Genomic DNA, 25,373 nt, shown 5'->3' on the forward strand with positions numbered 1-25,373 from the left:
ACGTTCAAATCCCTGCTACTTGTCCACCTCCGCCATCACAGGATCGAGGCTGCCGAGTACAGCGATCATGTCCGCCAGGTAGCGGGCGTTCGTCACTCCGAAGACCGCCTGGAGGTTCACGAACGAGGGTGCCCTGACCTTCATGCGGAACGGTTTCGGCGATCCGTCGCTGATGATGTAGAAACCCAGCTCGCCCTTGGGTGCCTCGATTGCCGAATAGACCTCGCCCTTCGGCACGCTGAAGCCGTAGGCCGACAGGTCGAAATGCTGGATCAATGCCTCCATCGAGCAATGCACGCGCTCCTTGTCGACGGGGAAGGCGATCGTCGGCATGTCGACCTGGAACGGCCCCTCGGGCATCTGCTCAATGCATTGTTCGATGATCCGCATGCTTTCGCGCATCTCATCGACCCGGCACCGCCAGCGCGCATAACAATCGCCTTCGTTGCGCGTGATGACATTGAAATCGAGCCGGTCGTAGATCTCGTAAGGCTCGTCACGACGGATGTCCCAGTCGACGCCGGAAGCACGCAGGTTCGGACCGCTCAGGCCGAGATCGATGGCGTCTTCGGCTGAGAGTACCCCAATCCCTTGAGTGCGTTTGAGGAACACCCTGTTGTCTTCGAGCAGTCGCTCATAGTCCCGGATGCGGTTTGGGAAGATGTCGCAGAACTCCCTGATCTTTGGGAAGAACCCATCAGGCAGGTCCTCGCGAATGCCGCCTACCCGGCAGAAGGAGGTGTGCATACGCGCACCGGTGACCATTTCGAGGAGATCCATGATCATTTCGCGCTCGCGCATGACATAAAGCAGCGCGGTCATGGCACCGAGGTCCATCGGCAACGCGCCGGTGATCAAAAGATGGCCGGAGATGCGCGCGAGTTCCGCCATCATCACGCGGATGTATTGCGCCCGGATCGGGGCCTCGATGCCAAGCAGCTTCTCCACCGCGATCGCGAAGGCCAGGTTGTTCGACGGCGGGCAGAGATAGTCGAGCCGATCGGTCAGCGGGAAGATCTGCGTATAGGTGAAGCTTTCCGCCAGTTTTTCGGTGCCGCGATGCAGGTAGCCGATATGGGGATCCACGCGCTCGACATATTCGCCGTCCAGTTGGAGGACGAGCCGGAGGACCCCATGGGTGCTGGGGTGCTGCGGCCCGAGGTTGAGAAGCACTTCCTTGCTGTTGAGAGCTTCTCCTTCCGGCCTCGTGAGCTCAGTGACTTCGGTCATCTCAACTTTCCGGTGTCGATCGGCCTCCGTTGTTCATGTGATTTCGGATCGGTCACAAAGGAAACTGCCCGCACCTCCTCCCTCCCTCCCTACGGAATGTCCCGCGTGGCGAGGTCGGGCTGTGTCGGCGGCGGCCCTTCCGCGCCAAACGGGTTCAGCTTGTCCTTGTACCCCTTAAGCGGAAAATCCTTGCGCTGGGGAAAGCCCTCGAAGCCCTCCCACATATAGATCCGGCGCAAGTCAGGATGCCCCGTGAACCGGATGCCATACATGTCCCAGGCCTCGCGCTCGTGCCAGTTGGCCGTGCGCCAGACCCCGGTGACCGAGGGAACCTCGGGCGGATCGCCAAGTCGACACTTGATGCGGACACGGCAGCGGTTGGGCAGCGAATAGAGATGGTACACCGCCTCGAAGCGCGGCGTTCCGGGATAATGGTCGACCCCGCAGATGTCGGAAAGGAAGTTGAACCTGAACTCGGGCTGGTCCTTCAGGAACCGGCAGAACTCGACGATCTTTTCGGGCGGAACCACAAAGACATCGATGCCATGCGCAGTACCGAGATCCTCGATGGTTTCCCCGAAACGCTCCAGGATCAAAGCGCGATTGAGAAACGGTTCTACACTCATGATGCCGCCACCCGATCGAGAGGCGTTCCGGCCAGCGCGCGGGACTTCTTGATCTTCTCTTGCAATAGCAGGAAGCCATGCATCAGCGCCTCGGGCCGTGGCGGACAGCCGGGCACATGCACATCGACCGGCACAAAGGTTTCAGACCCCTGCACCACCGCATAGGTGTTGTAGACGCCCCCTGAAATGGCGCAGGTACCCATGGCGATCACCCAGCGCGGCTCCGGCATCTGGTCATAGAGCCGGCGCACGACGGGCGCGAACTTCCGGGTCACCGTGCCGGCGATGATCATCACGTCGGACTGCCGCGGCGAAGGGCGGAACACCACGCCGAACCGGTCGAGGTCGTAGCGCGCGCACCCCGCCGAGATCATTTCGATGGCACAGCAGGCGATGCCGAAGGTCTCGGGCCACAAGGCCGACCTTCGGCTCCAATTGATGACGCTCTCGGCCGTTGTGAACAACACGCTGTCCTGGATCGTGTTTCCTACTCCTCCCATTCCAGCGCTCCCTTCAACCAGGCATAGGCGAAACCCACGAGAAGCAGCACGATAAAGACGAACATCTCAAGGTAGCCAACGAGACCGATCTCTTTGAGGACGACTGCCCAGGGGAAGAGAAACATCGCCTCGACATCGAAGACGACCAGCAGGATCGCAAGGATGAAGAACTGCACCCTAAAGCGTCCCCCTGCTGCCTCGCCCGCCGGGTCCATGCCGCACTCATAGGGCATGTTCTTTTCGGGATAAGGATTGGACGGCCGCAACAGCGAGGAAACAAAAAGCGTCGCCCCCACCACCAGAACAATTCCGGCGATCATGAAAAGAACCGGCAGGAATTCCGCTGCAGACATAGTGCGCAGCCCGGTCACCCATCAGGGGGCGTTGCTCAAGCCGCGATCGGCTCCTTCGGGCCGGTAACGCGGTCGCCCCAGGGAAGCGACTAAGGGCATTCCTTTCCTAAACCGCTAGTTTATTCCGTCGTATAGGCCAATGCAAATGCGATCGCTCAGCCGCCGAAGGCCGACTGTTGAGCGAGCCTTAGAAACCACGCGGGAAACAGACCGATGCCAACCGTGCCGGCGGCGGTGACGGCAAGAGTAATGCCAACGAGAGGCGTCAGCGCCGGCTCGAACGCCCGCTCCGGTTCGCGCATGAACATCACCATGACGATGCGGATGTAGAAATAGGCGGCGACGGCACTCAAGAGCACTGCGATCACGGCCAAAACGACGAAACCGCGCTCGACGAGCGCGACCAGCACGTAGAACTTGGCGAAGAAGCCTGCCGTCGGCGGAATGCCCGCCAGCGAGAACAAGTAGAGCAACATCAACAGCGCCAGCCCCGGATGCATCTTGGCAAAACCGGCATAGTCCTCGATAACCTCGCCCGAGAAATTGCCGTTACGCATCATGATGACGGCGCCGAAGATCCCCAGATTCATGAAGGTGTAGATCAAGAGGTAGAGCATCACGCTGGCGACCCCGTCGGCACCGCCGGCCACGATGCCAAAAATGGCAAAGCCGGCATGGGCGATGCTGGAATAGGCCAGCAGACGCTTGAAGTTATCCTGCACCAGCGCCACGAAACTACCGAGCGCCATCGTTACCACCGCAATCACGGCAACTATGATCCAGACGTTCGAGCCCGCGACCAAAGGGTTGAGGAACACCCTGAGGATCACAGCAAAGCCTGCCGCCTTGGGTCCGACAGACATGAAGGCGGTAATCGTCGTCGGGGCACCCTCGTAGACATCCGGCACCCACATGTGGAACGGCACCGCGCCAATCTTGAAGACGAGACCTGCGACGATGAAGACCACCGCCAGAAGCAATGCCGGATCGGGCGGACCACCGGTGACTGCCGTAGCCATCCGATCGAGCTGAGTTGTCCCGGTGAGACCGTAGACCAGCGAGACGCCATAAAGGAATATCCCGGTCGAGACCGCGCCGAGGATCACATATTTCAGCGCCGCCTCGTTCGACCGTTGTTCACGCCGCAGGAAGCCGGTCAGCACGTAGGTGCAAAGCACCATCAGCTCGAGGCCGACATAGATCGACAGAAGATCGGTCGCAGACGCCATGATCATCATGCCGGAAAGCGCAAGGAGCAAAAGGACGTAGTATTCGCTGCCGCCGATCCCTTCGATATCGGCATATTTGCGCGAGAGCAGGAACGTCAGGACGATCGCCAGGTAGAACAGGGACTTGAAGAAGACAGAGAACGGGTCGGCGACGAACATGCCCGCAAAGGCCGGTTGCGCCCCACTCGACACCGTGAATGTTGCCAGGGCGGCCAGCAGCACAATTGCGACCGAGGCCCAAACAAGGACAGCGTCCTGTCCCTTCGGCACGAACTGTCCGGCGATCAGCAGGATGCAGGCTCCCGTAACCACGATGATTTCGGGCAGGCTCGCAAGGATCGACGGAAGGAGCGCTGCAGCGGTCATCGGCCGCTCCCCTTGTCGTGCACCTGCTGCAAGAGATGCGTGACCGAACTATCGATGATGGCGAGAAAAGGCTTGGGGTAGAGCCCGACCCAAAACACAAAGACGGCGAGTGGCAGGATCGCGGCCATCTCACGGCCGTTGACATCACGGACCTTGAACCGTGCGCCGACGCTCGCCGGGCCGAGCGCGACCTTGCGGTACATGCCGAGGAGATAGGCTGCGCCCAGCAAAGCGCCCAAAACCGCAACCGCGCCAAGGGCAAAGTTGGCCGCAAACCCGCCGGACAGCACGAGCAACTCACCCACGAACGCGTTCGTTCCCGGTAGTGCCATCGAGGACAGCACGAACAGTGCCAGAAACCCGGTGTAAACGGGCGCCACCTTCATCAAGCCGCCATAATCGGCGATGCTGCGGGTGTGGGTGCGCTCGTAGATCAGGCCGACGAACAGGAAGAGCGCGCCGGTCGTCACGCCATGATTAAACATCTGCAGGATGCTGCCCTGGAGCCCGAGCGGGTTGAGGGCGAAAATCCCGAGGGTCACGAAACCCATATGGCTGATGCTGGAATAGGCCACCAGCTTCTTCAGGTCGTCCTGCGCCAAGGCTAGCAGGCCGCCATAAACGATCGCGAGCACTGACAACGCCATCATCAGGGTCGAATAGTGGACCGAGGCCTCCGGCAGCATCGGCAGCGAGAACCTCAGGAACCCGTAGGCGCCCATCTTCAGGAGCACACCGGCAAGGATGATGCTGCCTGCCGTTGGAGCCTGCACATGGGCGTCCGGCAGCCAGGTATGGAGCGGAACCATCGGCACCTTGACCGCGAATGCGACGAGGAAGGCAAAAAACAGCCAGGACTGGACGTCGAACGGCAGGTCGAGCGCCATCAAGGTGAGGATGTCGAACGTCTTGCCGCCCTGGAGATACAGCACGATGATGCCGATCAGGAACAGGAGGCTTCCCGCCAGGGTGTAGAGGAAGAACTTGAACGCCGCATAGACCCGGCCGTCGCCGCCCCAGACACCGATGATCAGATACATCGGTATCAGCATCGCCTCCCAGCAGACATAGAACAGGAACAGGTCGAGCGCCGAAAACACACCCAACATCAGGGCCTGCATGGCGAGCAGACTGACCATGAACTGCTTCACCTTGCGATCGATGGCGATCCATGAGGCGAGCACCGAGACCGCGCCCAACAGCGCGGTGAGGAACACAAAGAGCGCGCTGATCCCGTCGACGCCGAGCGCAAAGGTTATGCCGAGCGCCGGCACCCACGGGTGCTTCTCGACGAACTGCATCTCCGAGGTCCCGGTATCGAAGCCGGCAAGCATCACGATTGCGAACGCCAGGTCGAGAACCGTGACGCCGAGCGCCACCCACCGCACTGCATCATCGCTGCGCAGAAGCATCACGACCGCTGCCCCTGCGGCAGGAAGGAAGACGATCAGGCTAAGCAGCGGGAACGCCATCACACTCCCCTACTGCCACACAACGGCAAAAACAGCGATCGCCGCGATCACGCCGGCGATCATCGCCAGCGCATAGTGAGTGACGACGCCGGTCTGCAGGCGCCGCAGAGCGCCGCCGCCATCACGGATGGCGCGGGCGAGGCCATTCACGGCACCATCGACGCCGTTGAGATCGACCCGTAGTCCGGCGCGCGCTGCGCCGTGCAGGAGCGGCAGCGCCACCGAGTCAGACACATCGCTCACCGCCTTTTCGCAGCGTGCCAGCGGCTTCTCGGAGAGCCACAGGAACGCTCGCGCGCCCTTCCGATAGAACCAGTCCGTGTCGATGCTGATCGTGTTTTCCGGATCGAGCGCTTTCAGGAACAGGATGAAGCCCAGCGCGGTAAACATCAGCAAACCGAGGCTCTCGGTGACATGCGCACCCGTATAGGGCTCGAAGGCGACCGGATAGGGAAGGAGCGCATAAAGCGGTCCCGGGACTACACCGATCGCGATGCACAGCGCCGCCGCCATACCCATGGCAACCAGCATGTTGCGGGGCGGCTCGCGGGCTTCCAGTTTTCGATCGTGCCCGAAAAACATGTAGTACGGCAGCTTGAGGCCGGTGTGCAGGAACGTCCCTGACGATGCCATGGTGAGTGCCAGAACCACGAGCGCCCTGTGATCCTGTCCGGCGGCGGCAATCACCATCGACTTGGTGACGAACCCCGAGAAGAACGGAAAGGCCGAGATCGCGAAGGCGCCGACCATATAGAGGGCAACGGTCAGCGGCATGGTCTTGTAGAGCCCACCGAGCTCGGTGAGCTTGCGCCGCCCGGTCACCTCGATCACCGCCCCCGCTCCCATGAAGAGAAGCGCCTTGTAGAGAATGTGGGCGAAGGCGTGGCTGGTCGCTCCGTTCACGGCCATTTCGGTGCCGATCCCGATACCAGCCACCATGTAACCCACCTGGCTGACGATGTGGTAGGCAAGCAGTCGCCGACAGTCGTTCTCAAGGACCGCGTAGATGACGCCGTAGAGCGCCATCGCCGCGCCGAGCCAGACCAGGAGCTCGGTTCCAGGAAATGCGCGCGCCAGCACGTAGACGGCCGTCTTGGTGGTGAAGGCGCTCATGAACACCGCCCCCGTGACGGTCGCTTCAGGATAGGCGTCGGTCAGCCACGCGTTGAGCGGCGGCACGGCAGCATTGAGGAGGAAGCCTGTGAGGATCAGGTAGCCGCCGGCGTCCATTGTTCCCGCGACAGCCCCGCCCGCGATCGGGCCGAAGAGCAGCGAGCCGGCCGCAAGCCCGTGGAGCACGATACCGCCGAGCAGAGCGACGCCACCTGTCACATGCACCATCAGATAGCGGAACGCGGCACGGATTGCCCGTTCGCTCTCCTGCGCGAAGACCAGATAGGCCGAGGCAAACGCCATGCCCTCCCAGAAGAGGTAGAGGGTCAAGTAATCGCCGGCAAACACCACGCCCAACGCGCTGCCAACATAAACGAATGCCGCCACATGCTGGCCGGCCCGCGGCAGGTGCAGCGCGTAGACCATGCCGATCAGCGCCATGATGGTGAAAACGGTGGCAAAGACGATGCTGAGCTTGTCGACCTTCGCAAACAGGACTTCCTGTCCGATGAAGCGCGCAGCGCCATAGCTTCCCGGTTCCATCGTGACGACTGCGACGATCGCCAGGGCAGGAATCAGCACCAGATAAACCTTGCGGATCGATCCCGTCAGGAACGGGATCGGCACGGCGCCGAGAATGAACAACAGGGCGGGATGGACAAAATCAATCATAATAGTCCTCGCGCCGCATGAGCCCGCCCTGATGGCCGAGGAACTTGGAAACGAAAATGATGAGCACGCAGGAGCCGAAGCCGTAGACGGCAGACCATCCAGGCAAGCGGTCCCAGAGATGTTCAGCGTGTTCGCGCGGAACCACGAAATCGGCGACGACGATGACAACCAGCACGAGATAGAACAACCGGCGGCGCTGTCTCGCATAGCCCGCGTCGCCAAAGAAATCGACGATACGCCTGATCATCTAACCACTCCTTCCGCCAAAGCGAGGAAATAGCCGGGAAAGATGCCCATCAGCACGGACAAGGCGGCGGTCGCGACCAGCGGGATCGTGACCAGCGGTATTTCGCGGACAGGTTCTGCCCCTCCCGGCGCCTCTGCCCCGAAGAAGGCGATATAGCTCACCGGCAGGAAGTAGGCGGCGTTGAGGACCGAGCTTGCCAAGAGGACGACAAGGAACGCCATCTCGCCTGCCTCGACTGAGCCGAGCGTCAGATACCACTTGCTGACGAAGCCCGCAGTGGGCGGCACGCCGATCATGCTGAGCGACGCGACGAAAAATGCCCCCATCGTCCAGGGCAGCCGCCGACCGATGCCGGCCATGTCGCTGATGTTTCGTTTTCCCGAGGCGCAGTAGATCGATCCGGCGCAGAAGAAGAGCGTGATCTTGGAAAAGGCGTGCACGGCGATATGAATGATGCCGCCGATCATCGCGACCGGTGAAAGAAGTACGGCGCCCAGCACCACGTAGGAGAGCTGGCTTACCGTCGAATAGGCGAGCCGAGCCTTAAGGTCGTCCCGGGTCAGGGCATAGATCGACGCCATAAGGATGGTGAAGGAGACGAGATAGGCTGTGGCTACACCGAGCCCCAGCCTGCCGACCAGGTCCACGCCGAAGACATGGAACACCACCCGCAGCACACAGAACACACCCATCTTCACCACGGCAACTGCATGCAGGAGGGCACTGACCGGCGTCGGCGCAACCATTGCGGCTGGCAGCCAGGCATGCATGGGCATTACGGCCGCCTTGGCGAAGCCGAAGAGGTAGCAGAAATAGACAACCGTCAGCAGTGGGGCCGAAGCATCGACCTTCGCCAGCAGGCCACCGGGTACAAAATCGAGCGATCCGGCAATCTGGTAGGTCAGCGCCAGCGCGGCCAGAAGTACGCTTTTCGAAGCGCCCATCAAGTAGATGAGGTACTTGCGGCTACCCGCCCATGCCGCTTCGTCCTCGTGGTGATAGACAAGCGGATAAGTCACGAGGCTCAGCACCTCATAGAAGATCACCAGCGTGAACAGATTGGCGGCGAAAGCCCCTCCGACGGCGGCGGCGAGACTGGTGGCGAAACAGGCGAAGAAGCGCGTCTGCGCGTGCTCGTTCAAGTGCCGCATGTAGCCGATGGAATAGACCGCCGCGACGATCCAAAGGAGCGAGGAAACGGTCGCAAACACCATACCGAGCGCATCGACCCGGAACGCGAAGTCGATCCCCGGCAGGATCTCGAACAGGCGCAGTTCGATGGTACCGCCCGCAAGCACGGTAGGCGCCATCGAGATGACGATCGCGAACATGACGACCGCGGCCAGCGGCGACACGGCATCCCGGATTTTCTCGCGCTCGTTCAAAAGGAGAACTGCGAGTGCCGCCAGTCCTGCGACGGCGACGGCAAGTAGCGGCCGGATTGATAACACCGGTTCCAAGCCGCTATCCTTTCATCGTCGTCACGTCGTCGATCTTGAGGGTGGATTTGTTCCTCACGAGGGCGACCAGAATGCCGAGGGCGACGGCAACCTCCGCCGCGGTGATGGCGATGACGAAGATCGCGAAAATCTGTCCGCGAAAGTCGTCGTAGTAACGTCCGAAAGCGATGAAATTGATGTTGACCGAGTTGAGGAGCAGCTCCAGAGACATCAGCACGACCAGGATATTGCGCCTGAGCAGCACACCCGCGGCTCCGATTACGAAGAGGACCACTGCGAGCGAAATGTACCACCAGAGCGGAACCATCACCCGGACTCCTTGCGAGCCAGTACGATGGCGCCGACAAGTGCCGCGAGAAGGATGATCGAGGCGACCTCGAACGGCAGGAGATAATCGGCGAAAAGCGTCGTGCTCAGCTGCCTGACCTGGTCGCCTTCCCGCGACGTGGTCGGCGCAACCGCGGAGAAGCGGCCGCTCCAGAGCACAAGCGCAAGCATCTCGAGCCCCAGCAGGACGAGCAGCGTCAATGCAGGCAGATTTTGCCCGGGCAGAAACCGTTGCAACACCGCTTCACGCACGTCGATCATCATGATCACGAACAGGAAGAGGACCATGATGGCGCCGACGTAGACGAAGATCTGCACGACCGCGAGCAGCGGCGCCTCGAGCAGGACAAAGATTGCCGAGATTTGCAGGAAACATGCCATGAGCGCCAATGCGCTATGAACAGGGTTCCGTGCCAGGACGACTGTCAGGGCGGTAACGACGGCCCCCGCAGCAAACAGAAGGAAGAACCCCTGGCCCATGACGCAGCCTCTCCCGCGCGAACTGTTCCGCGGCGCGTGACGGCCGGATGTCAGGGAGCGCCGCACTTCAGTTGCGTTTATAAATTGTGCCCCAAGGAACGATTTTTCACAAGAATATTGTCGGCAACTCATTGAATGAGTCCGGTGGGCGCCCAAGCCATGGCCCTCTGGCCCCGTTCTTGGTCACCTGGCGGGGCACGAGCGAAGAGGGAGGAGATGAACGAAGCCTGGCTCGAATGGCTCGACGGCGACGATCGACGTTCTTCATGCTCTTGAGCAGTTAGCTGGGATCAAGCGATCCGCCAGGCTGTTGATGAATGGCGAAATCGATACACATCATGAATTTCCGCTGATCAGCTTGTCTTGCGAAGCCGCGGGTCACCACAAGCTTCATCATTTCCAAAAAAGGCGGGTGCGCCCCCTCCGAGCAGGTCGACATCCAAGCCGGCGAGCTCCCTCCAAGCGTGTTCGAGCCTCGAGCTTGCGGACTGCCAGGGTGGCATGGCTTTCCTTGCAGTTACTCGCGCCAGGACGACGCCACCTGCCCTTTCAACCGTTACGACCACGCTACGATATCTGTCGTCTGCCGCGATCTCGTCGGCGACCGACCTTCCGTGGGCGACCGCCCGGCTGTCGGTGGCATGAAAGGCTCCAGTGCGATCGCGACTGATGCTCCCAAGAAGATGGATATGAAAGAGGTATCGGCGCATCTTGCAACTCGAACAACGGGACGGGCTTCTACTTTTTAGCAGTTCTCGCCGCGCATTGCGCGTGACAGTTGCGTGACGCGCCCTGTCACTTCCCCCAACAGACATAGGACGCGGCAATTCTAACGAACGCCGTGGCGTGCACCTGGCATGGGTTCCTCTCGGAACATTGCGCCCCCAGAGCAGCAAATGAGAACTTCTCAACGCCACCTTTGGGAGTCGATGGGGCAAAATAACGCCCCATCGAGTTTGATTTTCAGGCCAACGCGGGCAACAACTGATCGATGCTCTTCTTTGCGTCGCCATAGAACATGCGCGTGTTGTCCTTGTAGAACAGCGGGTTCTCGATGCCCGAGTAACCAGTGCCCTGGCCACGCTTGGAGACGAACACCTGTTTGGCCTTCCAGACTTCGAGCACGGGCATGCCCGCGATCGGCGAATTCGGATCCTCTTGGGCCGCCGGATTGACGATGTCGTTGGAGCCGATGACGATAACGACATCGGTTTCGTGGAAGTCTTCGTTGATCTCGTCCATCTCCAGCACGATGTCGTAGGGCACCTTCGCCTCAGCCAAAAGCACGTTCATGTGGCCCGGCAGACGCCCGGCGACCGGATGAATGGCGAAGCGCACGTTCTTGCCCGCGGCCCGCAGCTTGCGGGTCAGTTCCGAGACCGATTGCTGTGCCTGCGCCACCGCCATGCCGTAGCCCGGCACGATGATGACGCTGTCGGCGTCGTTGAGGGCGGCGGCCACGCCATCGGCATCGATGGCGATCTGCTCGCCGGTGATTTCCATCTGTGGGCCGGTGGTCGCGCCGAAGCCGCCGAGGATGACCGACAGGAAGGAGCGGTTCATCGCCTTGCACATGATGTAGGAGAGGATCGCACCCGAGGAGCCGACCAGCGCGCCGGTGACGATCAACAGGTCGTTGCCGAGCGTGAAGCCGATGGCGGCTGCCGCCCAGCCGGAATAGGAGTTCAGCATCGACACGACCACCGGCATGTCGGCACCGCCGATGCCCATGATCAGGTGATAGCCGATGAAGAAGGCCGCGAGTGTCATCGCGAGCAGCGTCCAGGTGCCGGCGCCGTTGACGTAGAGCACCAGGAGCACGAGCGAAAGAAGGGCCGCACCGGCATTCAGCAGATGGCCGCCCGGCAGCTTCTTCGCCTTGCCGTCGACCTTGCCTGCGAGCTTGCCGAAGGCGATGATGGAGCCGGTGAAGGTGACGGCGCCGATGAAGACGCCGAGGAAGACCTCGACCTTCATGATCGACAGTTCCACCGGTTCCTTGTGGGCGAGGATCGCGGCAAAACCGGTCAGCGTCGAGCGGGCCGCCGCGTCGAGTCCGGCGACGTCAACCGCTTCGATATGGGCGTTGAAGCCGATGAACACGGCGGCAAGACCGACGAAGGAATGGAGTGCAGCAACAAGCTGCGGCATCTCGGTCATCTGGACGCGGGAGGCGACAAAGTGGCCGAGCACGGCGCCGCCCGCAATCATCAGGACGATGACAAGCCAGTTGCCGACCTCAGGTCCGAAGACCGTGGCGACAATGGCAAGGGCCATGCCTGTGATGCCATACCAGACCGCGCGCTTGGCGCTTTCCTGGCCCGAAAGCCCGCCGAGCGAGAGGATGAAGAGAACGGCTGCCGCGATGTAGGCGGCCGATACGATACCGATCATCATGATATTTACCCCTGCCCGATCAGGATTTCTGGAACATGGCGAGCATGCGCCGTGTGACGAGGAAGCCGCCGACGATATTGATCGTGGCGATCAGCACCGAGAGCGCTGCAAGCAGCACCACCAGCCAGTTGCCCGACCCGATCTGCAGCAGCGCGCCGAGAATGACGATGCCGGAGACCGCGTTGGTGACGGCCATCAGCGGCGTGTGCAGCGAATGCGAGACGTTCCAGATGACCTGGAAACCGACGAAGCAGGCAAGCACGAAGACGACGAAGTGGCTCATGAAGGCCGGCGGCGCAAACGCGCCGACGAGAAGCAGCAGCGCCGTGCCGACGGCCAGAAGCGTCAGCTGGTTCTTCGTCTGGGTCTTGAAGGCTGCGGCTTCGGTGGCGCGCTTTTCCTCCGGCGTCGGCTCCTTCACCTTCTCCTTTGGCTTCTGCGCCGCGATCGCCGCGATTTTCGGTGGTGGCGGCGGATAGGTGATGGCGCCCTTGAAGGCGACGGTCGCGCCGCGAATGACGTCGTCCTCCATGTTGTGGACGAGCTTGCCATCCTTGCCCGGCGTCAGGTCGGTCAGCATATGGCGAATGTTGGTGGCATAGAGCGTGGAGGCCTGTGCGGCCATGCGGCTCGGGAAATCGGTATAGCCGATGACGATGACGCCGTTGTCGGAGACGACGCGTTGATCGGTAACGGTCAGGTCGCAGTTGCCGCCGCGCTCAGCGGCAAGGTCGACCACCACCGATCCCGGCTTCATCGCGGCCACCATGTCGGCGAGCCAGAGCTTCGGCGCATCTCGGCCGGGGATCAGCGCCGTGGTGATGACGATGTCGATCTGAGGTGCGAGCTCCCGGAACTTGGCCAGTTGCTTCTCGCGAAACTCCGGCGAGGAAGGAGCCGCATAGCCCCCGGTTGCCGCCCCGTCCTGCTGAGCGCCCCCCTCACCATCGGCAAAGTCGAGATAGACGAACTCGGCGCCCATGCTTTCGATCTGCTCGGCGACCTCAGGGCGAACGTCGAAGGCATAGGTCTGGGCGCCAAGCGAAGTGGCAACGCCGATCGCCGCAAGACCGGCGACGCCCGCACCGATCACCAGGACCTTGGCCGGCGGCACCTTGCCGGCGGCCGTCACCTGGCCGGTAAAGAACCGTCCGAAATTGTTGCCTGCTTCGATCACCGCACGATAGCCGGCGATATTGGCCATCGACGACAGCGCATCCATCTTCTGCGCGCGGCTGATGCGCGGCACCATGTCCATGGCGATGACGTTGGCGCCCTTCGCCTGGGCAAGCTCCAGCAATTCGGCATTCTGGCCTGGATAGAAGAACGAGATCAGCGTCTTTTCCTCAGACAAATGCGCGATCTCGGCATGCTGCGGTGGCCGCACCTTGACGATCACATCGGCAGAAGCCCACAGCGCCTCTGCCGACGGGGCCACTTCAACACCCACGGCCCGATAGGCATCATCGGAAAAACCGGCGGAAACGCCAGCGCCCGTCTCGATGATGCTACTGTAGCCAAGCTTAGAAAGCTGCACGGCGCTGTCAGGTGTCAGCGCGACCCGCGCCTCACCTGCCGCTAATTCCCGCGGAGCCCCAATTTTGATCGCCATGTTCGTCTCTCCTCTCCCGCCGACTACGCAACGCTTATGTCCCTCAACAAATGCAACCGCAGAACATGCAGACCTGGAGAGTACTGTCCAGTACGGCTTGCCGCGAATCCGTCCATTTCTGTCGCTTTTTAGTTTTCCCTAAACGATTTTATTCGGCGGGCGTGCCCGGGAAGTCAGCGGCAGGCCTAGACAACGGCGCGACACGACGGCGACATCCGCCTCGTGCCGCGCCCTGTGAGGAGGGTCTAGTTGCGGCTTTCGTAGCTGCTCAAGTTTGCGGGAGTGACGAGCTCGAACGGGATCCAGACATTCTGTTCGACGGGCTCCTTGGCACAGAGCGCGATCTTGAGGTAGGCGCGCTGTCGCGACCGGAGGCCTCTTAACCGGATGTCGTGTCCAACCAGATCGTTACAGGACCGTCGTTGGCCAATTCCACCCGCATGTCCGCGCCGAAGACGCCATTGGCAACGGCAACGCCCAAGGCCGAGACATTGGCGGAGAAATCCTCATACAGGCGTTTACCCTCCTCCGGTGGTGCCGCCGTAGAAAAGCCCGGGCGGTTTCCCTTCGTCTCGGCGGCCAACGTGAACTGGCTGACGATAAGAGCTGAGCCGCCCACATCCAGAAGCGAACGGTTCATGCGATCCGCATGGTCCCTAAAGACGCGCAGGTTGACGATCTTGCGCGCCAGCCATTCGCTTTCCTTCTCAGTGTCCCCTTTCATCGCACACACGAAGACCACCAAGCCATTGCCGACCTCCCCCGTCACCACATCATTGACGGTGACGCGCGCAGATGAAACGCGCTGGACAAGTGCTCTCATGGCAACAATTCTCCCTATGGCCTCCCGCTCTTATCGGCTCCGAGGCGGTCGCGAGCAAGCTCTGCCCAGAACCGCGCGCCGCAGGCCAGGAAATTGTCGTGGAAATCGTAATCGAAGGCATGAAGGGCAACCGTGCGTGACGCGTCTCTGCCCCGACAGCACCCGTTCCGGACGATAACATTATGCGATCCTAAACGCACAAAGCGGGAACATCAAATGAACAAGCCCTTCGTTGAAGGGGCAGCTGCCGCGGCTTAACGTCTTCTTCGCAGTTTAGGCGCTGACCGCACTGGACTTAAGCGTTCGATCGATCATGAACTCCGGTGGCCTCGGTGAACGTCGAGTGCTCGCGGCCTAGACGCCCGGTCAGGGCCGCTTGCCAAACGCAGGCCTACTCGCGATCCGGAAAACGATATCGGCGAAACGAGCCAAAGCTTCTCGTATACGCCTCCCGTTCGGCATCGGCAGCGGTCTTGCCGATATCCCGCAGAAGATGTTCGCTCTGCCGGTGCCATGGGACAACCGGATTGTTGACAGCAATCCATAGGTCGTGCAGGCGCGTCCACCACCAGGGCCTCTCGGCTGCCGTGCCCATATCCTCTTCGCCTTTACGGATGAAACTCATTGCACTACCCTCCAACCTCGGCGTGCGGCATCGTCCGCAACGATCCTCCGTCCCCGTCAAAAGGGTGTGAGGCCGCGTGTGATGGATTCGTAAAAAGATGGCTTGGCGAATTCGATGAGACGCCCCTTTCTCACCCTGCTGGGCGGTTTCGACTGCGCGGGCCTTGTTGCGGGGTCTCCAGCCTCGACGCGCAAGGCGCGTGCCTTGATGGCCTATCTGGCGCTCCAGGCCGGACACTCCCAATCACGCGAGAAACTTGCCGCCTTGCTATGGGGCGGGTTGAGCGAAGAGCAGGCCCGCACGAACCTGCGGCAAACATTGTCAGTGCTGCGGCGAACGCTGGAGGCGACAGGACGGGAATGGCTCGTGATCAAGGGGGACCGGGTGACACTCGACCTTCGCGATGCCGATCTTGACGTCTGGCAGTTTGAGGCCCTGGCTGCCGGCTCTGCGACGGACGACCTCGAACAGGCAATCGCCCTCTATCCCGGAGAACTCCTCGAAGGCTTCAACCTTGCGGAAGAACCGTTCGAAGACTGGCTTCGCACCGAACGGGAAAGGTTGCGACTGCTTGCCATTGCCGTTCTGGAGAAACTCATCACCCGCCGCATCGCGGGAAACGACTCGGGTGCCTCCGTCCCCGCGGCAACACGCCTGCTCAGCCTCGAGCCGCTACGGGAGGACATACACCGCACGTTAATGCGCGCCTATGCGACGAAGGGGCAATTCAACCTCGCCCTCGCACAATACCAACGCTGCGCCGACACGCTGCGCAAGCAGCTCGGCGTCCAGCCCGAACCAGAAACACAGGCTCTCTACCAGGATCTGCGGGCGCGGCGCACCGCACCGATTGCCGGGCGGCCGCCAGAAGAAGAGGTGCCGTTTGAAGGCCGCCCTCAAACTCTCTACGTGAAATCGGACGGGGTCAGCATCGCCTACCAGGTGACAGGCAACGGCCCCTTCGACCTCGTCTATGTGCAGGGCTGGGTTTCCAATTTGGACTATGCTTGGGAGTCGCCGAGACTGTCACGCGTTTTGCACCGTCTCGGTTCCTTCTGCCGCCTGATCCGCATCGACAAACGCGGCACGGGCCTTTCCGATCGTGGCACCGGCTTTCCGACACTTGAACAGCGCATGCAGGATGTTCGTGCCGTCCTGGACGCGGTCGGATCACAGAAGACGTTCCTGTTCGGGAGTTCGGAAGGCGGCCTCATGTGCATGTTGTTCGCCGCAAGTTATCCTGAACGCACGAGCGCCCTTATCTTGCACGGCGCCTATGCGCGAGGTCTGTGGTCAACGGACTATCCCTGGGGGCGCACTCGGGAGGAACTCGAAGAGGACCTGCTCGCCATCGAACGGGAATGGGGCCGCCCTGCGGACTTCAGCCGGGCGGCCCCGAGCCTCGTCGACAATATGGTGGAACGCGAATGGTTTGCGGCTTACCTGCGAAATTCGGCATCCCCCGCCGATGCGGTCTCCTTGTGGCGGTGGAGCGTCGAAATCGATGCGCGCGAGATCCTTCCGGCGATTCGCGTTCCAACCCTGGTCACCCAGCGAACCGGCGACCGCTGGGTTAAGCCAGAAGAAGGGCGTTATCTGGCAAGCCGCATTCCCGGCGCGACCTATGTGGAGCTGCCCGGTGACGACCATATCATCTGGGGCGCCGATGCCGAACGGCTGATCGACGAAATCCGGCAGTTCCTGGCATCTGCCCAGCCTGTTCCGACCGAAAGCACCTTGCTGACGGTCTTGCACCTGAACATTCAAGCCCTATCCCCGCCCGAGAACAGCTCATCCTCCGGTCGGATGAAAGATTGGCAGGATGACGCCTCTCGACAGCTTCGTGCCGCCGACGGTGAGGCGATCGATCTCCGGGAGTCCAGGCTTGTCGCCGGGTTCCGGCAGCCCAGCCAGGCGATCGCCTGTGCATTCGATCTCCGGGGTCGCCTGAATCATATCGGCCTGAATGTGCGAGCAGCCATTCACATCGGCGAGTGCGAAAAGCACCACGGCCGCTATGCCGGACCGGTCTTGCGGCTTGCCGCGGGACTTGCAGGCTGCGCGGGACCGGGCGATATCATCGCGTCCCGCACCGTGCGGGATCTCGTCATCGGTGCAAACCTCTCGTTTGATCCGCGCGGGCAGTTCGACCTGCCCGGGATCCCCGGCCCATGGCCGTACTTTTCCGTTGGGCCGCTTTCCTAGATCCATGAATTCAGAATGACCTTTCCTTTCCTCTCCTCTGCTCAAGACAAATGGGCGCCTTGAAGGGAATCGAACTACCAATTCCTTGAAAACCGCAACAAAAAGTAATACCTTGGATAAATCATTCCTTACACGGGTCCGGCCATGACGACGACAGTTACATCCAAGGGGCAAATTACAATTCCCAAGCCGGTGCGCGATCTCTTGGGTATCGTGCCTGGAAGTAAGATAGACTTCCGACGCACTTCAGATGGAAGCGTCGTCCTCGTCCATGCTGCGAAAAAGCAGCCACCTAGCCGCTTCGCGAAACTACGAGGGCATGCGGGCAAGGGCCTCGATACCGAGGCGATCATGGCGCTTACGCGTGGCGAACCGTGATACTCGTAGACACGAATGTCCTTCTCGACGTCGTTACCGATGATCCAACTTGGGCCGATTGGTCGATCGGGCAGCTCGAAGCCGCAAGCCTTGCAGGAGCGCTCTGGATTAACGATATCGTCTACGCCGAACTCGCCGTCCGCTACGATCGGATCGAGGATGTCGAGGGCTTCCTTGATCAAGCCGGATTGGAACTGGCGCCGGTACCACGGGAGGCCCTCTTTCTGGCAAGCAAGGTTTTCACACGATATCGCAAAGCAGGGGGAACGCGGACGGGGGTGCTCCCTGATTTCTTCATCGGTGCGCACGCGGCGATCAGCGGATATCCGCTGCTCACACGCGATGTCGGCCGTTATCGCACCTATTTCCCAACGTTGACGCTGATTGCGCCAGACTTGCCAACCTGATGAAGCCGTTCATGGGAGGCGCAGTTCCGGTGGATAACATTATGCGATCCCACGCGAACGAACGTCGAACTGCAGGGATCCCATGGTGCCGCAATTACATAGCGCCCGAGAAACTGCAACTGCCGTGCCCACCGCAGCCTTTCAAGGCGATCCGCACTGTTCCTCCCACATAGCCTGTTGAACTGATCTGCCAGCGGTTCGACGAGGTAGGAAATGAGCGGGCGCGCGCCAGTCTGAATGAATGCTTCTGCTTGCAGCAACCAAATTCCCAGCCGACCAAGTTCTTGCCTGCGAAATTGTTGGATCGTCCTCGGGCCGGGCCTCGACCGGGCGGATGAAGCCGAGATCGATCTGGGCATTCTCAAGCCCGCGACTGCCGTCGTTAGCCGAACCACTTACATTGACGCAGCCTCCAGGCGGGCATCCTTAAGATGCCCGTTCATCGCAAGGATCGATTCTACATCCGGCATCAAGCATGCGGCTGTCGCCAGTGCGTCGGCTATGGCGGCGGATGGTGCCGAGATCGACACAGAGCGCCAGTTTGCTGGCGCGGGCATTCCGGTCACGGGGTCGAGAATATGTCCGTCTCTGGCTCCCTGATCGAAGGTTGTGCCCAGAGGGGCGGAGGTAGCCACCGCGCGCTGGCGCAACGGCAGGCGCTCGCCCGATTCCAATCGCACCGGCCATCCTCCGCCGCCCGGCTGTCCACCGAGCGCACGGAACTCGCCTGTGTCGATCAGAATGTCCGTCAGGCCCTCAGCATCGAGCAATACGGCTACCCGGTCGGCGACATAGCCTTGGCCGATGCCGTTCAACGTCAGCGCCATGCCCGGACGCAGTGTGATCGCCGCTGCTTCAAGCTTGACCTTGCCCCAGCCCACATTGCCGCGCACTCGCGCAACGTCTGCCGGGCCGGGTCGCGTGCCGTTTGCGGCCGATTGAGCCCAGAGCGTCCAGAGCGGCTGGACCGTCGGATCGAAGCGCCCGCCGCTTGCTCGATGGACTGCGTCGGCCAGTGACAGACATTCCAAAAGCTCGAACGGCGGATCTTGAAGATGACCATCGCGGTTCAACCGCGAAAGCGCGCTGTGCGGGCGGTAGAGGCTGAGGACGTTTTCCAGGCGGTCGATCTCGGCCATGACCCGGGCGACGATGGCGTCGGCCCCGGGATGTTCAATCCGGATCGAGGCGCGCGCGCCTAGGGCCTGACCTGTCCAGAAACGGGTTGTCGCGTTGGCGCGGGCGATGGCGGGCGCTGTTGCCAGAACTGCAGATATTGCGATCAGGCGGCGTCGGGTCAGCAGCATGGGGTCAACCTCCGGCTGGATGGGGCAGTGCACGCAGACGGCCGAGATAATCGTCGTCCGCTCCCTGTTCCGAGCCGGTCTCCACCGGGCTCAGAACCATGGCATCGGTAATATCGGCAAGCGCGAGCACCTTACCGCCCTCGGCAAGGACGAAGGCCGCAGCCTCATCGCGAGTTGAAAACGGCACGGCTTCGGGCGCACCCATACCACCCCGCCGGGCAGAGCCGACGACATAGAACGCCTTGTCGGCGACAATCCAGTTGCCGTCACCGGGCTGGTCCCAGGTCGCCCCCGTAGCCCCCATGTCATTGACATAGATAACGAGGATCGGCGCAATCTGCTCCGGCCCGCGAGCATAGGCGATCGCGTCGCGCACCTGACTGAAGAAAAGCGGCGCCGGGCTTCCTTCAAGAAAGATCTGGGCCTTCGGGCCGGGGTGCTCCAGAAGGTTCATCTGGCAATAATGACCGAGGGTCTCGGGCGTCATGTCCTGCGGCACTATGCTTTGGGCTACGTCCTCCTTGCAGGCGGAAAGCAGCGCCAAGCCCGTAACGAGCAGCGCGGAGCGAAGTCGGTTCCTCATGGGGTCACCTTTCGGAAGGCTGCGGCGGCAAGCGCGATGGCAGCGAGTGGCCAGAGGAGAAGGGAGGCCGCCGATTGCCAGAGCGGGATCGTGCCCGCGGCACCACCCAGTCCGCCGGCGGCCGAAACGGCTTGAGCGGCCGAGAGGTTGAAGACGCGAAAGGCGTCGGCCGGGTTGGCGAGCAGCGCGACGGGCAATGCCTGTGTTGTGAAGGCGCCGCCTCCATCCGTCACGATTAGCGCCAACAAAGCGAGGTCGTAGAGCACGACCGCCGCCAGCCAGAGGGCGATCGCCAAGCCCGCCGCCCCCGACGGCCGTCGCGCCAAAGCCGAAAGCGCATAGCCGGTGCCAAGAAAGGTCGCACCCAGCAGCACCGAGGACCAGATCAACCGCCACAACGCACCGAGCCCCTCGGTCGCTCCAGGATCGAACCAGACGGCTGCGAGCGCCGCCGCGCCGTAGCCAAGCGTCACGGCAAGACCGAGGATTGCGAGATGCGCCAGCAGTTTGCCGAGCAGGATCTGCAGGCGCGAGACGGGATAGGTGAGAAGCAGTGGCAACGTGCCGCGTTCCACCTCGCCTGCAACCGCATCGAAACTCATCAGCAATGCCAAAAGCGGAACCAGATAGACAGCAAGCGAAGTGAGCGAGGCGACCGTTACGGAGAGCCGGTCGACGCCGACATCGCCCGTCGGGGCAGATCCGGCGGCGGCCAGCACCAGGGCGAACAGCACCATCATGCCGGTGGCGATCGAGACCCAACGATTGCGGAAAGCAATACGGAATTCGCTGACGGCGGTGGCAAGGATGCGGTTCATTGCCCGTCCCTCCGGCTGAAGTGGCTGTAGATGTCCTCGAGGCTGGGCGGGATGACATCGAGATCGGCAACGGCGCTCCCAAGCGCCGCAATGCGGGCAAGGAGCGGCAGTTTTTCCGACTGCGAACCGCGAAGGCGCAAGAGACCGTCCTCCCCTTGCACACCCTCGGGAAAGGTCGCTGCCAGCGCCGGCGCATGGCCGGGCGCCGGGCGAACGGAAAAGGCGACCGGAAGTGCCGCACGGGTGCGAAGATCGGCAAGCGTACCTTCTGCCACCAGTTCCCCACCGGAAAGGATGAGGATGCGGTCCGTGCGGGCCTCCACCTCGGTCAACACGTGGGAGGAGAGCAGGATGGCGGTTCCTTCTGCGGCCAGCCCGTCGAGCAGGTCATAGAAGTCCCGTCGCGACACCGGGTCGAGGCCCGAGGTCGGTTCGTCCAGCACTAGCAGACGCGGGCGGCCGATCAGCGTCTGCGCCAGGCCTACCCGCTGGCGCATGCCCTTGGAATAGGTACCGATCCGCCGCCGCGCCGCGTGACCAAGCCCGACCCGCGCAAGAAGTTCTATGGCCAGCTTCGGGCTTTCGCCACGCAGTGCAAGATAGTGGCGAAGCTGCTCCTCTCCCGTCAAGGCCGGGTGAAAGGCGACATTCTCCGGCAGATACGCCACCTGCGTCCGCGCGGCGGACGAACCGGGCGCCATGCCGCAGACCGAAACGTCACCACTGTCGAAGGGGATGAGACCAAGCACGATCTTCATCATCGTCGACTTGCCCGCACCGTTATGGCCGAGCAGTGCCGCGCGCCGTCCCGGCTCCAGCGCCAGGGAAACGGACTTCAGCGCTTCCACGGATTGGAAGCGCTTAGTGAGCCTGGAGATTGTCAGCGTCGGTGTCATCGTAATTTCCTTCAGTCCAGCGCCCTTCGGCCTCCGCCTCATAGGCAAGGATTTCGAGCGGGACAGGGATGGTCAGGGGCCGCATCAGCGGCGCGCTGTCGCGCACGCCTCCAGGCAGCGTGGCGGGAAAATCCCGCTGGCTCCAGCGAACGATCTGCACGGCGGGCGAGCCGGTGAGCAGGCTTGCCGCCGGCTGCGACCAGAGGATCTGGTCCATCAGATCGTTGGGGCGGTAGAAACTGTCGGCAATGCCGTCGCCGTTGAGGTCGAAGGCCGGATGATCGGACCAGAAATTCCCCCGGCCTTCATGGCTCCATTCCATATTGCGGGTGCCGACGTATTTGACCTGCTCGCGGTTGGCGATGAAGGCGTTGCCTGTCAGCACATTCTTTTCCGAACCGGCGGTGAAATGTATGCCAATGCCGCAGCTCTCGAAGCGATTTCCCCAGACCAGGTTCTTGTGGGCATTGTAGATGAAGAGGCATTTCTTCGTGCCCCCGCGCACCAGATTGCCTGAGACGTCGGCATTGTTGGCATAGTTCAGCATCAGCCCATGCTCGCGGTCGCCGAGGCTGAGATTGTTCAGGATCTTCGCGCGATTGGAAAACATGATCGCGAAGCCGAGATGGTTCCCGATCGAGATGTTGTCGGAAACCTCGGTGTTGCGGGTGTACATGAAGTGCACGGCAAAGCGCAGGTCGCGCATGATGTTGCGGCGATAGATGCTGTCGGCGCTGGCGTTCGAAAAGATGCCGTCGCGACCGTAGTGGATAATATTGTCTTGAAGCAGCGTACCGGGGCTGTTCCAGACATAGATGCCGTTGCCGCGCTCGTTCATGCGGGCGCTGCGCGTGCCGATGATCTCGTTTCCGGAGACAATCGTGTCGCGGCCGCCATGGACGTCGATGCCGTGCATATTGTCGGTGACGAGCAGTTTTTCGACGCGGGCGCGATCGGCGCCTTGAACGATCTTGACCCCGGCGTCGAGATCCTGGTTGATGCGGCCCGAACCGGTAACGGTGAACCCCGTCAAGGTGACATCCGACGCGGCAATCGTCACCACGCTACCCTGCTTAAGCCCATTCACCACCGCTCCACGCGGACCGGTGACCGTCAGTGGCCGGTCGATGGTGACGGGGCCGTCATAGGCCCCGTCGGTCAACACCAGCACATCGCCGGGTTGAGCCCCGGCGATGGCTGCGGCAAGACTGCCCGCACCCGGCACGACTGCGCGCTCCGCCGCTAAGAGCGGAGAGGCGAGAAGAAAGCCGATCAGGAGAACGGACAGCCGCATCGATCAGGCGCCCTTCGGTTCCACGAACATGCGACCGCGCATTTCCATGTGCAGGGCATGGCAGAACCACTGGCAATAGTACCAGTAGACGCCAGGATTGGCCGCGACGAAGGTGACGGAACTCGTCTGTTGTGGCCCGACCTCCATCGCCACGCCGTGATTGCCCATGGTGAAGCCATGGGTAAGGTCATCGATCTCGTCGAGATTGGTGACGATGACCGTGACTTCGTCGCCCTCCTTCACCGTAAAGCTCGGCTGGCTGAAGCTGGGCGCGACCGAGGTCATGTAGACACGAACTTTGTTGCCGTCGCGGATCACGGCCTCGGTCCATTCGTCGATGTCGACCTCATCGGCCTCAGCCTGCTTGCGCGTTTCGGCCCATAGCGGATCCTTGCGATCCCAGACCGAGCGGATGTTCGGCAGGATCGAGGGGGAGACGGCGATTGCGTCATGCGGCTCGGCGAAGGTCGGGCCGTCATGGACCAGCACCATCTTGTCACCGGAAATGTCGATCAACTGATCGTTTTCCGGCTTCAGCGGCCCGACATTCAGGAACCGGTCCTTCGAGAATTTGCACAGGCAAACGAGCCAGTCGTTGGCGGCATCCAGCGTCTCGCCCATCACCGTCTTCAAGTGGCCGGGCTGATACTGAACGTCGAGTTTGTCCTTGATCGGATTGATCTTTTCACCGGCGTAGGCGCGGATCGCCTCATCGATGTTCCACTTCACTACCTGGCTGTCGAGGAACAGCGAAGTATAGGCGTTGCCGCGTCCGTCGAAGGCCGTGTGCAACGGGCCGAGGCCCAGTTCAGGCTCCGCCACTACCGCGCTGCGCGGCTCGGCATTGTCGTAGAACAGGGCATCGAACTTCGTCACGTCCAGCACGGTGACGGTGGGCGAGAGCTTGCCGGCAACGCACAGATGCTTCCTGTCCGGCGCCATGTTGCATCCGTGCGGATTGTTGGCGATCGGAATGTAGCGCGTGAAAAGCGACTTGGCCTCCTTGCGCCCGTCCACCACCTTGACGCCGTTGATCTCCTCATATTGCCCGGCTGCAATCGCCTTCTCGATCTCGGCGAGATTGAAGACGACGACATGGTCCATCTCGGACTTGGTCATCTCCTCCAGCGTCATGCCCATTTCCGAATTGTAGCTGGTGGAGAACGCCCACTTGCCCTCGTAGTCGGCATCGCAATTGTCGAGGTTGCCCGAGACCTTCACCTGCCAGGCCACATCCCACTTGTCGGCATCAACAGCGGTGAAAATGTTCACGTAAGTCGCCACGTCCGTCATCGTCGAGCCGTCGTTGGCGAGCGGCGCCTCGTCCTCGCCGTTGCAGAACACATAGTTCGAACGCGGCCATTTCTGCGGACGCATGCCGTGGATACCCTTTGCGTTGGGAATCTCCAGGATGGCGTCGGTCTTCATCACGTCGCAGCGCACGCGCGCCACGCGCGTATTGGCCTTGTCGTTCATGAACAGGTAGCGGCCGTCATATTTGCCGTCGGTGAAGGACATATGGACGTGGTGCAGGTCGCCGTTGTCGTGAATTTTCTTGCCGTTGGCGGCAAGCTGCTTCTTCGTCTTCTCCGACATCGTGCGCTGATGGATCCGGATCGATTCATCGGTCTGCCCCCAACCGGTGGCCGAGCAACGGTTGAATACCGGTACGCGCATCAGTTCGCGCATCGAGGGAATGCCGAGAATGCGCATTTCGCCGGTCTGACCGGAGGACCAGAAGCCGTAGTAATCATCCAGCTTGCCCGGTGCGACCGAGCCATCGGCGCCTGTCGCCGCACGGGCCGGTGTCGCCAATCCTGCAGCGCCGAGGCTGAGTGCGGCCGGCCCTACAGTGCCCGCCAGAATGGCGCTGCCTGCAGTCGCGCTGAAAAGTGCTCGCCGGCTTAGTCCCTTGTGTTCCTTTGATTCCATGATCTGGTTCCTTTTTGCTTG

The 25,373-nt window shown here is 61.7% G+C and carries 24 protein-coding genes; 3 read left to right on the forward strand and 21 right to left on the reverse strand.

The features are described from left to right. Positions 1–15: 15 nt before the first annotated feature. The 15 genes from nuoD to XB14_RS25345 form a co-directional block, all read right to left on the reverse strand. Positions 16–1,230: an NADH dehydrogenase (quinone) subunit D gene (nuoD, locus tag XB14_RS25275; protein WP_077965587.1), complete on the reverse strand. Its 1,215-nt coding sequence runs from the start codon at positions 1,228–1,230 to the stop codon at positions 16–18. An 89-nt stretch (positions 1,231–1,319) separates the two neighbouring features. Beyond that, complete coding sequence (locus XB14_RS25280) at positions 1,320–1,856, reverse strand: NADH-quinone oxidoreductase subunit C (protein ID WP_077965589.1); 537 nt, start codon at positions 1,854–1,856, stop codon at positions 1,320–1,322. Then, the gene (locus tag XB14_RS25285; RefSeq protein WP_060517302.1) at positions 1,853–2,356 is read right to left on the reverse strand and encodes a NuoB/complex I 20 kDa subunit family protein; all 504 of its coding nucleotides are present in this window, start codon (positions 2,354–2,356) and stop codon (positions 1,853–1,855) included. The genes XB14_RS25280 and XB14_RS25285 overlap by 4 nt, the downstream gene beginning before the upstream one ends. Continuing rightward, positions 2,344–2,709: an NADH-quinone oxidoreductase subunit A gene (locus tag XB14_RS25290; protein WP_077965591.1), complete on the reverse strand. Its 366-nt coding sequence runs from the start codon at positions 2,707–2,709 to the stop codon at positions 2,344–2,346. The genes XB14_RS25285 and XB14_RS25290 overlap by 13 nt, the downstream gene beginning before the upstream one ends. Before the next feature lie 155 nt (positions 2,710–2,864). Beyond that, complete coding sequence (locus XB14_RS25295) at positions 2,865–4,304, reverse strand: NADH-quinone oxidoreductase subunit N (RefSeq protein WP_077965593.1); 1,440 nt, start codon at positions 4,302–4,304, stop codon at positions 2,865–2,867. Continuing rightward, positions 4,301–5,776, reverse strand: a complete 1,476-nt coding sequence (locus XB14_RS25300) for an NADH-quinone oxidoreductase subunit M (RefSeq protein WP_077965599.1) — start codon at positions 5,774–5,776, stop codon at positions 4,301–4,303. Before XB14_RS25300 ends, XB14_RS25295 begins: the two co-directional genes overlap by 4 nt. Before the next feature lie 9 nt (positions 5,777–5,785). Beyond that, a complete protein-coding gene (locus tag XB14_RS25305; RefSeq protein WP_077965601.1) occupies positions 5,786–7,561 on the reverse strand; it encodes a Na(+)/H(+) antiporter subunit D in 1,776 nt (591 codons plus the stop codon). Continuing rightward, positions 7,554–7,808, reverse strand: a complete 255-nt coding sequence (locus tag XB14_RS25310) for a hypothetical protein (RefSeq protein WP_077965607.1) — start codon at positions 7,806–7,808, stop codon at positions 7,554–7,556. The genes XB14_RS25305 and XB14_RS25310 overlap by 8 nt, the downstream gene beginning before the upstream one ends. Next, entirely contained in the window at positions 7,805–9,268 is a 1,464-nt protein-coding gene (locus XB14_RS25315; protein ID WP_077965612.1) for a monovalent cation/H+ antiporter subunit D family protein, read from the reverse strand. The genes XB14_RS25310 and XB14_RS25315 overlap by 4 nt, the downstream gene beginning before the upstream one ends. Before the next feature lie 4 nt (positions 9,269–9,272). Continuing rightward, positions 9,273–9,575: an NADH-quinone oxidoreductase subunit NuoK gene (gene nuoK / locus XB14_RS25320; protein WP_077965613.1), complete on the reverse strand. Its 303-nt coding sequence runs from the start codon at positions 9,573–9,575 to the stop codon at positions 9,273–9,275. Next, positions 9,575–10,075: an NADH-quinone oxidoreductase subunit J gene (locus tag XB14_RS25325; protein ID WP_077965614.1), complete on the reverse strand. Its 501-nt coding sequence runs from the start codon at positions 10,073–10,075 to the stop codon at positions 9,575–9,577. Before XB14_RS25325 ends, nuoK begins: the two co-directional genes overlap by 1 nt. 963 nt (positions 10,076–11,038) lie before the next feature. Further along, positions 11,039–12,472 (reverse strand): NAD(P)(+) transhydrogenase (Re/Si-specific) subunit beta, encoded by a 1,434-nt coding sequence (locus XB14_RS25330; RefSeq protein ID WP_077965623.1) that lies wholly within the window; start codon positions 12,470–12,472, stop codon positions 11,039–11,041. A 19-nt stretch (positions 12,473–12,491) separates the two neighbouring features. Beyond that, positions 12,492–14,078, reverse strand: coding sequence for a Re/Si-specific NAD(P)(+) transhydrogenase subunit alpha (locus XB14_RS25335; protein WP_077967696.1), 1,587 nt, complete (start codon positions 14,076–14,078; stop codon positions 12,492–12,494). Positions 14,079–14,463: 385 nt separating this feature from the next. Continuing rightward, positions 14,464–14,907 carry a D-aminoacyl-tRNA deacylase gene (gene dtd / locus XB14_RS25340; protein WP_077965626.1) on the reverse strand — a complete coding sequence of 148 codons (444 nt, stop codon included), beginning with the start codon at positions 14,905–14,907 and terminating at the stop codon, positions 14,464–14,466. Positions 14,908–15,298: 391 nt separating this feature from the next. Further along, positions 15,299–15,532: a hypothetical protein gene (locus tag XB14_RS25345; protein WP_077965629.1), complete on the reverse strand. Its 234-nt coding sequence runs from the start codon at positions 15,530–15,532 to the stop codon at positions 15,299–15,301. Positions 15,533–15,646: 114 nt separating this feature from the next. Between XB14_RS25345 and XB14_RS25350 the strand changes: the two genes are divergently transcribed. From XB14_RS25350 to XB14_RS25360, 3 genes are all read left to right on the forward strand, one after another. Continuing rightward, the gene (locus XB14_RS25350; RefSeq protein WP_077965630.1) at positions 15,647–17,737 is read left to right on the forward strand and encodes an alpha/beta fold hydrolase; all 2,091 of its coding nucleotides are present in this window, start codon (positions 15,647–15,649) and stop codon (positions 17,735–17,737) included. Positions 17,738–17,881: 144 nt separating this feature from the next. Then, positions 17,882–18,115 (forward strand): AbrB/MazE/SpoVT family DNA-binding domain-containing protein, encoded by a 234-nt coding sequence (locus XB14_RS25355; protein WP_077965634.1) that lies wholly within the window; start codon positions 17,882–17,884, stop codon positions 18,113–18,115. Next, complete coding sequence (locus XB14_RS25360) at positions 18,112–18,522, forward strand: type II toxin-antitoxin system VapC family toxin (RefSeq protein WP_077965639.1); 411 nt, start codon at positions 18,112–18,114, stop codon at positions 18,520–18,522. The genes XB14_RS25355 and XB14_RS25360 overlap by 4 nt, the downstream gene beginning before the upstream one ends. Positions 18,523–18,917: 395 nt before the next feature. Here the strand turns inward: XB14_RS25360 and XB14_RS25365 are convergent, their stop codons facing one another. From XB14_RS25365 to nosZ, 6 genes are read right to left on the reverse strand one after another with little or no spacing between them, the layout of a single operon-like run. After that, positions 18,918–19,829: an FAD:protein FMN transferase gene (locus XB14_RS25365; RefSeq protein ID WP_077965640.1), complete on the reverse strand. Its 912-nt coding sequence runs from the start codon at positions 19,827–19,829 to the stop codon at positions 18,918–18,920. Between the two features lie 4 nt (positions 19,830–19,833). Next, the gene (locus XB14_RS25370) at positions 19,834–20,412 is read right to left on the reverse strand and encodes a nitrous oxide reductase accessory protein NosL (RefSeq protein WP_077965643.1); all 579 of its coding nucleotides are present in this window, start codon (positions 20,410–20,412) and stop codon (positions 19,834–19,836) included. Further along, positions 20,409–21,230: an ABC transporter permease gene (locus XB14_RS25375; RefSeq protein ID WP_077965645.1), complete on the reverse strand. Its 822-nt coding sequence runs from the start codon at positions 21,228–21,230 to the stop codon at positions 20,409–20,411. The genes XB14_RS25370 and XB14_RS25375 overlap by 4 nt, the downstream gene beginning before the upstream one ends. Further along, positions 21,227–22,126 (reverse strand): ABC transporter ATP-binding protein, encoded by a 900-nt coding sequence (locus XB14_RS25380; protein WP_077965647.1) that lies wholly within the window; start codon positions 22,124–22,126, stop codon positions 21,227–21,229. Before XB14_RS25380 ends, XB14_RS25375 begins: the two co-directional genes overlap by 4 nt. Beyond that, the gene (locus XB14_RS25385) at positions 22,092–23,420 is read right to left on the reverse strand and encodes a nitrous oxide reductase family maturation protein NosD (protein ID WP_077965650.1); all 1,329 of its coding nucleotides are present in this window, start codon (positions 23,418–23,420) and stop codon (positions 22,092–22,094) included. The genes XB14_RS25380 and XB14_RS25385 overlap by 35 nt, the downstream gene beginning before the upstream one ends. 3 nt (positions 23,421–23,423) lie before the next feature. Further along, positions 23,424–25,352 (reverse strand): TAT-dependent nitrous-oxide reductase, encoded by a 1,929-nt coding sequence (nosZ, locus tag XB14_RS25390; RefSeq protein ID WP_077965652.1) that lies wholly within the window; start codon positions 25,350–25,352, stop codon positions 23,424–23,426. Positions 25,353–25,373 lie beyond the last annotated feature (21 nt).

Source organism: Ensifer adhaerens (assembly GCF_002007205.1).
Classification (GTDB): domain Bacteria; phylum Pseudomonadota; class Alphaproteobacteria; order Rhizobiales; family Rhizobiaceae; genus Ensifer; species Ensifer adhaerens_D.